The sequence below is a fragment of the Streptomyces globisporus C-1027 genome (assembly GCF_000261345.2).
GTDB classification, from domain to species: Bacteria; Actinomycetota; Actinomycetes; order Streptomycetales; family Streptomycetaceae; genus Streptomyces; species Streptomyces pakalii.
In genome coordinates this window covers 5,344,477-5,355,709 of record NZ_CP013738.1, presented here as the reverse complement: position 1 = coordinate 5,355,709, position 11,233 = coordinate 5,344,477, and the positions used below count along the sequence as shown (strand labels likewise).

Sequence of the window (11,233 nt, the reverse complement as noted above, 5' to 3'; positions counted from 1 at the left end):
GACTCACAGCGGGACGACCGTAAGCGGATACGCCGGTGGCGCGACGGACGGTTGTCCGTCGCGCCACCGAAAGGGGTGAACCGTCGTAACTTTCCCGTGCCGGTCGCGTTCCGTCGCGATACAGCGGTCGGTTGTCACGGAGCGTCAGGCCCGGGCCAACTCCTGCCGGGTTGTCGGGCCTGGGGAATCAACCCTTGGGGTGCACCCAGGGGTTGGGCTTGCACTTGATGCCTTCGAGTTCGAGGGTCTTGGTCTGCTGCTGCATGACCGGGGCCAGAGCGCCCGGCGTACGGCAGCTCACGTGGTTGTACCCGAGCCGGTGGCCGACCTCGTGGTTGATGAGCATCTGACGGTAGGGCAGCAGCTTGTCCGGGCCGAAGGTGGCGGCGCCCTGCGCCCAGCGGTAGGCGTTGATCATGACGCGGTCGGTCGACGCGGAGTCGCAGGAGACGTTGTCGACCGTGGTGTCCAGACCGGACTTGGCACACCAGTCGCCGGTGGTCCCGGGGCTGGCGAGCGTGATCACGAAGTCCGGCTGCCCCGACGAGATGCGCTCGAAGGTCATCGCGCCGTTGTGCGCCCAGCTCCGGTCGTCGTTGAGCGTCTTCTGCACGGCTTCGGCGAACAGCCCGGCATCGAGGCCGAGCCCCTTCTCCACATCGATCCGGTAGCGGTGCTTCTGCCCCTTGCCGGGGGCCTTCGCCAGTCCGGGCACCGCCTCGAACTCGCCGGTCGCCTTCAGGTCGGCGGCGAGCGGATACGGCTGCGCCATCTTGGCCCCGTACGAGAGGGGCTTGACCTCGGGCTTCCGCGCGGGCTGCTCCGGGGTCGGGCGGGCGTCGGAGCGGGAGGCCTCGTCACCGAGGCCCTGCCGGTCCACCTCGGCGGCGCGCGCGGCCGCGGCACGGCCGCCGGAGTCCTCGGCGACCTGTCCGGCCACCACGACCGCGAGCACGGTGGTCACCGCGGCGGCGGCGATCCCGGTGAACGTCCGCCCCTTGGAGCCACGGGGCACGGCCTGTTCTTCGGGCTCCGCGGCCCCGGTTCCGTCCGGGCCGTCCGGGCCGTCCGGGCTCCCGGCCGACGGTGCGGACGCGGTCCCGGGGGCCTCGGTGTCGAAGGCCTCCAGGAACTCCTGGCGCGGGCCGGGCACCGGCGGTCCGGCGGGCTGCTGCTGTGCGGCCCGGCCGTCCGCGGCGCGCTGGGCCGCTCGCTGGGCGGAGACCTGACGGGCCACGGCCTGCTGCCGGGCGGCGGCGTCATCGGATTCGAAGGAGCCGGCGGACCCGCCCGGCCCGTCGGGAGACGGCCGGGCATCGCCCGGGCGGCCGTCCGGGCCGGGGTGCTGGTGGGGCGCCTGCGGGTGGGGGGCGCCGGGTGATGCGGATGCGCCGGGCCCCTGCCCGTAGCGGGGCTGCGCCCCGGTGCTCCAGGTGCCGCCCCAGCCGCCGCCCTTCTCATGCTGTTCGGGGTGGCCGCCGCGCACCTGCGGGGCGTCGGGCGGGAACGGGCCCTGCCCGTCACCGGTCAGCGGGGAGAAGAGGTTGCGCCCGTCCGCGGTCGGTGCGGGTGCGGTCCGCCTGCGGCGGCCGTTGCCGGACGCGGGGTGCGCCGCGGCGCGCTCACCGCCCGGCTCCGCCGCTGTCGCGTCCGGGCGAGTCGCCCCGGAGCCCTTTCGACTGTGTCGTCCCACGCCCCGGATCAGCTCCCGCCGCTATCGTCCAGCAGTTCCCGGAACGCCTGGGCGACCGCCTCCGGGTACTCCATCATCGCCACGTGCCCCGCGTCGGGCAGGGTCAGCAGCCTGGCGTCGCGGAAGGCCGCGGACGCCTTGCGTGCCATCCGGTACGAGACGAGCTGGTCCCGTCCGCCGTACACGAGCTGGGTCGGTGCGAGCACCCGCTCGGCCTGGCGCCACAGTCCGTGCTGGCCGCCCAGGGTGTACGCGTCGACGATGCCCCGGGCCGAACGCGTCATCGCGTCCCAGAAGTACGGCAGCTCCAGCCGGCGCTCCATCTCGGCCACCGCATGACGGAAGGCTTCCTCGGAGACCCGTGCCGGATCGCCGTAACAGAGTGCCATGACTCCACGCGTCCGCTGCTCCGCGGTCCAGCCCTTCGTGAGCCGGGAGAACAGGGAAGCGACCCCCGGCACCGCCAGCAGACCGGTCGGGACGGCCGGCCGTTGCACCCGCCACTCCGGCAGGGCGGGCGAGATCAGGGTGAGGGTGAGCACGAGATCGGGGCGGACGGCGGCGACCCGGGTGGCGACCGCGCCGCCCAGCGAATTGCCGAACAGGTGGACGGGCCCCCGCTCCTCCGCGTCCAGCAGCCGGATCACCGCACGGGCGTGTCCGGTCACCGAATAGTTGCCGTCGTCGGGCGGCGGCGAATCCCCGAATCCGGGCAGGTCGACGGCTTCTCCGTCGACCACGTCGGACAGCAGCGGCATCAGCGCGGACCAGTTCTGCGACGAGCCGCCGAGCCCGTGCACGTACAGCGCGGGGGGCAGTCCGGTCCGGTCCCCCGGCCGGCAGCGGATGTTCAGACCGATCCCCGGCAAGGACACGGAGCGCAGCCGTTCGCCGTCGGCGACCCGGACGGCACTGACCGTGGGGGCCACCGCTGCGGCGGCGGCCTGCATACCCGGCAGTTCGGTCGAAGACATGCGCCAATGTTACGAGACGATCACGCACTGATTCATGTGTTCGCCGTCACAGGGCCGCATCGCGGGGTAGACGGGTAGCTCCTAGGCTTCATGGGGAACCTCAGAAAGGGAGTTGCACATGACGGTCGACCCGAGCGACCCGGACACCTTCGAGAGCGCGGAGCCGGACGAGCCGGGGCCGGAGGCTCCGGAGGCGGATGCCGCCGAGCAGCGCGCGGACGTCCGGCCGGAGCACGACGAGCGGGCGGAGAGCGCCGACCCGGCCGCCGCCAACGAGGCCGACGTCGCGGAACAGCGCAGGGTGATTCCCCTCGACGAGGACGATTACCGCTGAAACGCCCGGCTTTTACCCACGACCGCAAAGAACTGTGACTTCCCCAGCCGTCCGGTCCGTGAAATTCTGCGTCCGCGCCGCGCATACCCGGGTTACCCAAAAGTACGATGGATGTACGGCGCAGCGTGCACGGACCGGCTGTGCTGGAACACATATTTGGGAGGCGGCGTGACAGCCATCGAGCAGACAGAGGCGGCGCGCCCGCGGGGCACCCGCCTGCCCCGCCGCGCCCGACGCAATCAGCTGCTGGGCGCCGCACAGGAGGTCTTCGTCGCGCAGGGCTACCACTCCGCCGCGATGGACGACATCGCCGAGCGGGCCGGGGTCAGCAAGCCGGTGCTCTACCAGCACTTCCCCGGGAAGCTGGAGCTCTACCTGGCTCTGCTCGACCAGCACTGCGAGTCGCTGCTCCAGGCGGTCCGCACGGCGCTGGCCTCGACGACGGACAACAAGCTGCGCGTCGAGGCGACGATGGACGCCTACTTCGCGTACGTGGAGGACGAGGGCGGCGCGTTCCGGCTGGTCTTCGAGTCCGACCTGACCAATGAGCCCGCCGTGCGCGAGCGGGTGGACCGGGTGTCCCTCCAGTGCGCCGAGGCCATCTCGGACGTGATCGCCGGGGACACGGGCCTGTCCAAGGACGAGTCCATGCTGCTGGCGGTGGGGCTCGGCGGCGTCTCCCAGGTGGTGGCCCGTTACTGGCTCTCCAGCCGGTCCGCCATCCCCCGCGACACCGCCGTGCAGCTTCTCACGTCGCTGGCCTGGCGGGGCATCGCGGGCTTCCCGCTGCACGGTGTCGAGCAGCACTGACCCCTCCGCGCCGGGACGCCTGACACCGTGTTCGCTGCGGGCGTTGCCGGTCGGGCCCTGAGCGCCGCTTCCGCCGGGCTAATGTGGCTGCGTACGGCGCGGTTCGCCGCGCAGGGACTGACCGTCGGAGGGACATAGCCGTGGAGGTCAAGATCGGGGTGCAGCACACGCCCCGCGAGATCGTTCTGGAGAGCGGGCTTTCCGCCGAGGACGTCGAGAGCGCGGTCGCCGCGGCACTGGGCGGCAAGGCGGAGCTGCTCAGCCTCACGGACGACAAGGGCCGCAAGGTCCTCGTGCCGGCCGACCGGATCGCCTATGTGGAGATCGGTGAGCCGACCACCCGGCGGGTGGGGTTCGGGGCGCTGTAGTCCACGGACGCGTTGATCACAGGAGCGGCCCGGCGGGATCTTCCCGCCGGGCCGGTCCTGTTTCACGTGCAGGGGTGCGGCTCCGCCGTTCCCGTACGGGTCGGATGGGGCGGTCGGAGGATTGCTCGCCGCGGCCGGGGGGTAGTACCGCCTACGACCGATTTGCCCGCCCCGCACACCCCCGCGAGGTGATCTTCTGTGATCTGGGAATCCTTCGGCGCCGCCGTGCTCGGACTGGCCCTGTCCTGGGTGGCGCTCCGATCACTGGCCGACCGTCTGCCGGCCGGCCGTGCGGTTTATCTCACCGGCACGCTGGGCGCCCTGTTCGGCGCTTATCTGACGCATGCCGCGCTGGGTCCCGGCCATGTCCTGGCGACGCTGATCGGAGCCGTGTCGGTCGGAGCGGTGACGCTCTCGCTCCTGATCCGGCCACGCGGCCGCCGCCTCACCCGGTCGGCGGCGGCCCAGTAGCCGACGGTCCTACGCGGCCAGGCCGAGAGCGGCCATCCGCTTGGTGTGGGCCTCCGTGATCCGGGAGAACATCCGGCCCACCTCGGCCAGGTCGAAGCCGTCCGCGACGCCGCCCACCAGCATCGTGGAGAGGGCGTCGCGGTCGGCGACCACCCGCTGGGCCTGCGAGAGCGCCTCGCCCATCAGCCGGCGGGCCCACAGCGCGAGCCGTCCGCCGACCCGCGGGTCGGCCTCGATGGCGGCGCGCACCTTCTCCACCGCGAAGTTCCCGTGGCCGGTGTCGTCGAGCACGGACAGCACGAGCGACCGGGTGTCGGTGTCGAGCCGGGCCGCGACCTCACGGTAGAAGTCGCTCGCGATCGAGTCGCCGACGTACGCCTTGACCAGGCCCTCCAGCCAGTCGGACGGGGCGGTCTGGCGGTGGAAGTCGTCGAGCGCCTTGGCGAACGGCTCCATCGCGGCGGTCGGCTCCTCGTCGACCGCGGTGAGCCGCTCGGTCAGCTGCTCGAAGTGGTGGAACTCGGCGGCGGCCATCTTCGCCAGCTCCGCCTTGTCCCCGAGGGTCGGCGCGAGCTTCGCGTCCTCGGCCAGCCGCTCGAAGGCCGCCAGCTCTCCGTAGGCGAGGGCGCCGAGCAGGTCCACGACCGCGGCGCGGTACTGCGGGTCGGCGGCCGCGGTGGCCCAGTCCTGGGTGGCGATCCCGGTGGCTCCGGAAGAGTCGGCGGGGGTGTCGGTGGCGTGGTCTGGCGTCTCCATGAAACGGAACGATAGCCCTCCCGGCGCAGGGCGGAAGGGCCTGGTCAGCCGGGGCCCCCATACCGTTCCGATGAATTCGTCCAACACACATGCGCGAATCCGGGGTACAGTGGTATTGCGCTTACTGAGCACTGTGCTGTGCCAGAGGCGCGCCCTTGAATGAGGATGCCCGGTCGGAGGCCCGATCGGCTCCGACCCGACAGCCCTCCACGCGGTGCGTACGACACGTACGACTGCAGATGAGGGGCCCCCTCAGCGGCACGAGCGCTCGAGCGACGGCAGTGGTCCCGCGCCACCCGGCCCCACCACGGCCGGATGACCAACCCCGGCACGGTACGACCCCCAGCGTTCGCCTCGGACCGCGTCTCACAGAAGAGGCAGCACCCTGACTACGTTCCGCGAACTCGGTATTTTTCCCGAGACGGCCGAAGCCCTTGAGGCAGTCGGCATCATGTCCCCCTTCCCCATCCAGGAGCTGACGCTCCCCGTAGCCCTCTCCGGCTCCGACGTCATCGGCCAGGCCAAGACCGGCACCGGAAAGACGCTCGGCTTCGGTCTCCCGCTCCTGGAGCGCGTGACCGTCCCCGCCGACGTCGAGGCCGGGCGGGCCAGGCCCGAGCAGCTGACCGACGCGCCGCAGGCGCTCGTCGTCGTCCCCACCCGCGAGCTGTGCCAGCAGGTCACCAACGACCTGCTCACGGCCGGCAAGGTCCGTAACGTCCGCGTTCTCGCGATCTACGGCGGCCGGGCTTACGAGCCCCAGGTCGAGGCCCTCAAGAAGGGCGTCGATGTGATCGTCGGCACCCCGGGCCGTCTCCTGGACCTGGCGGGCCAGCGCAAGCTCGACCTCTCCCACATCCGCGGGCTCGTCCTCGACGAGGCCGACGAGATGCTGGACCTGGGCTTCCTGCCCGACGTCGAGCGCATCATCACGATGCTGCCGGCCAAGCGCCAGACGATGCTGTTCTCGGCCACCATGCCCGGTGCCGTCATCAGCCTCGCCCGCCGCTACATGTCGCAGCCGACGCACATCAACGCCACGTCGCCCGACGACGAGGGCACGACCGTGAAGAACACGGTCCAGCACGTCTACCGCGCCCACAACATGGACAAGCCGGAGATGCTCGCGCGCATCCTCCAGGCCGAGGGCCGCGGCCTGGCGATGATCTTCTGCCGGACGAAGCGGACGGCCGCAGACATCGCCGAGCAGCTGGAGAAGCGCGGTTTCGCCTCCGGCGCGGTCCACGGCGACCTCGGCCAGGGCGCCCGCGAGCAGGCGCTGCGCGCCTTCCGCAACGGCAAGGTCGACGTCCTGGTCTGCACCGACGTCGCCGCGCGCGGTATCGACGTCGAGGGTGTGACCCACGTCGTCAACTACCAGTCGCCGGAGGACGAGAAGACCTACCTCCACCGCATCGGCCGCACCGGCCGGGCGGGCGCCAAGGGCATCGCGATCACGCTGGTCGACTGGGACGACATCCCGCGCTGGCAGCTGATCAACAAGGCACTGGACCTGAAGTTCCCGGACCCGCCGGAGACGTACTCCACCTCTCCGCACCTGTTCGAGGAGCTGGGCATCCCGGCGGGCACCAAGGGTGTGCTGCCCCGCGCCGACCGGACCCGTGCCGGTCTGCGCGCGGAGGAGGTCGAGGACCTCGGCGAGACCGGCGGCCGCGGCCGCAAGGCCGCCGCTCCGGCCCCCGCCCGTGAGGAGCGCGAGCCGCGCACCCGTACGCCGCGCCAGCGCCGCCGCACCCGTGGCGGAGCCACGGCGGAGGCGGACGCCGCGACGGTGCCCGCGCCCGCCAAGGAGGCCGCCCCGGTCGCCCCGGCGGGTGACGAGGCCGCCGAGGCGCCGCGTACGCCGCGCCGTCGCCGCCGTACGCGGGCCAGCGCCCCCGAGGCTGTCGCCGAGGCGGCCGTGGCGGTCGCCGAGGCCCCGGCGGTTCCCGCCCCGGTGGCCGAGGCCGCACCCGTGATCGAGGCCGCGCCCGTGGCCGAGCCGGTCGCGGAGCCGGTGGCGGAGACCAAGCCGCGCCGTCGTCGCAGCCGCGCCGCGGCGAAGCCGGTGGCCGAGGAGACGGCCGCGCCCGTCGCCGCGGCTCCGGCCGCCCCGGCACCGGTCGAGTTCCAGACGGTGGCCGTCGCGGCGGGTGTGATCGAGCCGGTCGCCGAGCCGAAGGCCGTCAAGCCGCGCCGCCGCACCCGGGTCGTGAAGCCGGCCGACGAGGTCGACTTCCAGATCGCCCCGGCCGCCGAGCCGGAGCCCGAGGTCAAGACGCGTCGCCGCCCGGCCCGCGCCACGAAGCCGAAGACGGAGTCGAAGGCGAAGGCCGAGCCCAAGGCCACGAAGGCTGAGCCGAAGGCCACCGAGTCCGCGCCGGCCGCCGAGCCGAAGGCCCGGGCGACCAGGGCGACGAAGTCCCGCGCCAAGGCGGAGACGGCGGAGCCCGCGGAGAAGAAGGCCACGGCGAAGGTGACCAAGGCCGCGTCGAAGGCCGTCGCCACCGAGCAGTCCGCCGTCGAGGCTCCGGCCGACGGGGCGGAGGCCAAGCCGCGCCGCCGCCGCGCCACCCGCAGCGTCACCTCGACCGCGACGCAGGAGGCCGCCGTGGTCTCCGCCGCCGAGGCCGTGGTGAGCGAGGCCGCCGCCGAGCCGAAGCCGCGCCGCCGCCGGGCCACCCGTCCTGCGGGCGCCGCCTCGGTCACGGCGACCGAGAGCTGACGCTTCGGGCGACACCGCACGACCGGCACGACAACGGCCCCGGCCCCCGCACCGCGCGGGGGCCGGGGCCGTTCGCCGTCCCGTCGTCCGGAAGGCCGCCCGGTGGCGGCGGGCCCGGGGCGGCGGGGATAGCCTCGCCGTATGAGCCGCCCGCCCACCTTCACCCCGCCGCCCTGCGCCCGCGCCCGTGTCCTGGCCACCGAGCGCGGCGACTTCGCCGTTCTGGACGCCGTGCCGCGTACCCCGGCCCGGGCCACCGCCCTGCTGCTGCCCGGGTACACCGGCAGCAAGGAGGACTTCGTCGCCCTGCTGGAACCGCTGGCCGGGGCGGGCTACCGGGTGGTCGCCGTGGACGGCCGGGGGCAGTTCGAGTCGCAGGGGACGGACCGTCAGGAGAGTTACGCCCAGGGCGAGTTGGCCCGGGACGTGCTGGCGCAGGCGGCGGCTCTGGGCGAGGGCCCCGGGGAGCTGCATCTGCTCGGGCACTCGCTCGGCGGTCAGATCGCCCGCGCCGCCGTCCTGCTGGACGCCTCCCCGTTCCGCTCCCTGACGCTGATGTCCTCGGGCCCCGCCGAGGTCGTCGCGGCCCAGCGGGACAAGGTGAAGATGCTGAGCGACGCGTTGTCCGTGCTGTCCATGGACGAGGTGTGGCAGGCGATGCAGGCGGTGGATCCCCCGCAGGACGCGGACACCGGCGACGGGGCTGACATGCGCCGCCGCTGGCTGGCCCACAACCCGGCCCAGTTGATCGCCACCGGGGCCCAGTTGGCGGCCGAGCCGGACCGGGTGGACGAGCTGGCCGCCGTCGGGCTGCCCGTCCATGTGCTGTCCGGGGAGCGCGACGACGTGTGGCCGGTGGAGCTGTTCGACGCCATGGCCCGGCGTCTCGGCGCCCGCCGCACCACGGTCGCCGGCGCCGAGCACTCCCCCAACACCGCCCGCCCGCAGGAGACCGCGAAGGCGCTGGCCGCGTTCTGGGACGGCCTGCCGGACGCCTGACGGGGGCCTGACGGAGGTCGCCCGCCCCGGGTCCGTAGCCGCGCGAGAGGCAGCAGGGTCAGTACTGCGCCTGCAGGTGCTGCCAGAAGCCGTCGCGGAGTGCCCGCCGCAGATGGGCGTGGCCGCGCAGCGAGTGCTGGAGCAGCCGCTCGGCTTCGACCAGGAGGTCCTGGTCGACGGAGCCCGGCAGGTAGGGGTGGCCGGGCAGCAGGTCGGCGAGGGATTCCCGGCCCCGGGCGGCGAGCCAGGCGGCCGCGATCTGCGCGCCGACGAAGCGGACGTCCTCCCGGGAGGGGGCCGGGGTGTCGTCCTCGTACATGGTGACGGGCCGCCGGGTGACGTAGGGGCGGCAGAAGTCCAGGTCGAAGGTGCGCTGGCTGTCGACCTCCCACAGGAGCGGCTCGGCCTGGTTGCGGCCCTCGCCGGCCTCGATGCCCCAGAGGTGGACGCGGGCCCCGTAGCCCTGGGCGGCCTCGACCGCCGAGACCAGGTCCTCGTCGCCGCCGACGAGCGCCGCGTCGCTGATGGCTCGGTGCCGGGCGAGGGACTCGAGGTCGGTGCGGATGAGGGAGTCGACGCCCTTCTGCTGGTTGTTGGCGTTGAGGTTGCCGAGCCGCACCTTGACGTCGGGGAGTTCGGCGATGGCCTGCTGCTCGGTGGTGTGGATACGGCGCCGGGCCCCGTCGTACCAGTAGACGCGCAGCAGCCTGCTGTCCGCGAAGATCGTGCGGGCCTTGTCGATGAAGGCCTCGATCAGCCCTTCGGCGTCGAGGTCGAAGGAGCGCCGGTCCTCGGTGCCGGTGACGAGCAGCCCGGCCGCGGCGTAGACATAGCCGGCGTCCACGAAGATGGCGTGCGTCGAGGGGGTCTTCGCCACCTCGACGAGCATGCGCTGGAGCAGCTCGTTGGTGCGGTCGAGGCGGGCGGCGAGGCCGGCACCTGCGGTGACCCCGGTGATCTGCGGGTCCGCCTCGTTCATGCGAACCTCATGGTCTGTGGTGGTGTGGCTACCGACGGGTATTTAGACATCCAAAAAATTTCCTTAGCGTAGGGAATGTTTGCCAGGGGCAACTCGTTGTCACCCTTGTGGAACGCGAGGGAAACCTCGCGTTCCTAGTCTTGCCGGTGGGACGCCCCACCGGCGCCAGCAGTTCTCCAGCAGGAGGATCAGACGAAGGGAAGCACTGTGCGCTTCGAAATCATGCGACTCGACGACGTCGACGGTACCGCCGTGGACAGCACCGTCGTGGACGCCGCCTCCGTCAACCGGATCGTGCAGCAGGCCGCGGCGACGGGCCAGCGCATCTACATCCGGCCGGCCGACAGTTCGGCCTCGTAACACCTGACGTTGTGAAGACGAGGCACCCTCGCACGGAACGTCCGTGCGGGGGTGCTGTGGTGTGCGGGGGCGCGAGCGGGGCCTCAGGAGTTCTGGATGACCTGGGTGACACCGTTGATGATCTGCTGGACGGCGATGGCGGAGAGCATCATGCCCGCGAGCCGGGTCACCAGCACCACGCCGCCGTCCTTGATCACGCGGATGATGACCAGCGAGTAGCGCATGGTCAGCCAGAGCACGACGTGCATGGCCACGATCGCGGACCACACCGAGAGCTGGCCGCCCACGCCGTCGGCGTGCTGCACCGCGAGGATGACCGAGACGATGGCGCCGGGCCCGGCGAGCAGCGGCATGCCCAGCGGCACGAGCGCCACATTGACGTCCTTGGTCTGCGTCGGCTCGTCCGTCTTGCCGGTCAGCAGGTCGAGCGCGATGAGCAGCAGCAGGAGTCCGCCCGCGATCATCAGCGCGGGCACGGAGACATGCAGGTAGTCGAGGATCTGCTGACCGAGCAGACCGAAGACGGCGATCACGCCGAACGCGACCGTGACCGCCTGGAGCGCCATCTTGCGCTGCACCTTGGCGGGGCGGCCCGCGGTGAGGGCGAGGAAGATCGGCGTGATCCCGGGCGGGTCCATGATCACAAATAGGGTGAGAAAAAGGGATCCGAAGACAGCGACGTCGAACACAGTGAGCCTTGCGAGAGATGAGCGGGCGGTACGGAGGGGGCGCGGGTCCTGGCAGCGGGCGTCGCGATGCGTCGG

The 11,233-nt window shown here is 72.4% G+C and carries 12 protein-coding genes; 7 read left to right on the top strand and 5 right to left on the bottom strand.

Annotation, left to right across the window (positions count from 1 at the left end):
• Positions 1-187 precede the first annotated feature (187 nt).
• Both WQO_RS23735 and WQO_RS23730 read right to left on the bottom strand, forming a co-directional pair.
• Complete coding sequence (locus tag WQO_RS23735) at positions 188-1,693, bottom strand: DUF3152 domain-containing protein (RefSeq protein ID WP_010061598.1); 1,506 nt, start codon at positions 1,691-1,693, stop codon at positions 188-190.
• Between the two features lie 8 nt (positions 1,694-1,701).
• On the bottom strand, positions 1,702-2,667 hold the full coding sequence (locus WQO_RS23730) for an alpha/beta fold hydrolase (protein WP_029182379.1): 966 nt from the start codon (positions 2,665-2,667) through the stop codon (positions 1,702-1,704).
• 118 nt (positions 2,668-2,785) lie between these two features.
• On the opposite strand from WQO_RS23730, the gene WQO_RS23725 reads away from it, so the two are divergent.
• The 4 genes from WQO_RS23725 (at position 2,786) to WQO_RS23710 (ending at position 4,650) form a co-directional block, all read left to right on the top strand.
• Positions 2,786-3,001, top strand: a complete 216-nt coding sequence (locus WQO_RS23725; RefSeq protein WP_010061600.1) for a hypothetical protein — start codon at positions 2,786-2,788, stop codon at positions 2,999-3,001.
• Positions 3,002-3,169: 168 nt separating this feature from the next.
• Positions 3,170-3,811, top strand: a complete 642-nt coding sequence (locus WQO_RS23720) for a TetR/AcrR family transcriptional regulator (protein WP_010061601.1) — start codon at positions 3,170-3,172, stop codon at positions 3,809-3,811.
• Between the two features lie 140 nt (positions 3,812-3,951).
• Positions 3,952-4,179: a DUF3107 domain-containing protein gene (locus tag WQO_RS23715; RefSeq protein WP_010061602.1), complete on the top strand. Its 228-nt coding sequence runs from the start codon at positions 3,952-3,954 to the stop codon at positions 4,177-4,179.
• Positions 4,180-4,377: 198 nt separating this feature from the next.
• Complete coding sequence (locus WQO_RS23710; protein ID WP_010061603.1) at positions 4,378-4,650, top strand: hypothetical protein; 273 nt, start codon at positions 4,378-4,380, stop codon at positions 4,648-4,650.
• 9 nt (positions 4,651-4,659) lie between these two features.
• Here the strand turns inward: WQO_RS23710 and WQO_RS23705 are convergent, their stop codons facing one another.
• Positions 4,660-5,406, bottom strand: a complete 747-nt coding sequence (locus WQO_RS23705) for a ferritin-like fold-containing protein (protein WP_010061604.1) — start codon at positions 5,404-5,406, stop codon at positions 4,660-4,662.
• A gap of 451 nt (positions 5,407-5,857) precedes the next feature.
• On the opposite strand from WQO_RS23705, the gene WQO_RS23700 reads away from it, so the two are divergent.
• Positions 5,858-8,131, top strand: coding sequence for a DEAD/DEAH box helicase (locus WQO_RS23700; protein ID WP_010061606.1), 2,274 nt, complete (start codon positions 5,858-5,860; stop codon positions 8,129-8,131).
• A gap of 141 nt (positions 8,132-8,272) precedes the next feature.
• A complete protein-coding gene (locus tag WQO_RS23695; protein ID WP_010061607.1) occupies positions 8,273-9,130 on the top strand; it encodes an alpha/beta fold hydrolase in 858 nt (285 codons plus the stop codon).
• A 58-nt stretch (positions 9,131-9,188) separates the two neighbouring features.
• Here the strand turns inward: WQO_RS23695 and WQO_RS23690 are convergent, their stop codons facing one another.
• Positions 9,189-10,109: an NYN domain-containing protein gene (locus WQO_RS23690; protein WP_010061608.1), complete on the bottom strand. Its 921-nt coding sequence runs from the start codon at positions 10,107-10,109 to the stop codon at positions 9,189-9,191.
• 222 nt (positions 10,110-10,331) lie between these two features.
• Here WQO_RS23690 and WQO_RS36245 point away from each other — a divergent pair, with 222 nt between their 5' ends.
• The gene (locus WQO_RS36245; RefSeq protein ID WP_162493205.1) at positions 10,332-10,469 is read left to right on the top strand and encodes a hypothetical protein; all 138 of its coding nucleotides are present in this window, start codon (positions 10,332-10,334) and stop codon (positions 10,467-10,469) included.
• A gap of 83 nt (positions 10,470-10,552) precedes the next feature.
• On the opposite strand, the gene WQO_RS23685 is transcribed toward WQO_RS36245, so the two are convergent.
• Positions 10,553-11,158, bottom strand: a complete 606-nt coding sequence (locus WQO_RS23685) for a MarC family protein (protein ID WP_010061609.1) — start codon at positions 11,156-11,158, stop codon at positions 10,553-10,555.
• Positions 11,159-11,233: the final 75 nt, after the last annotated feature.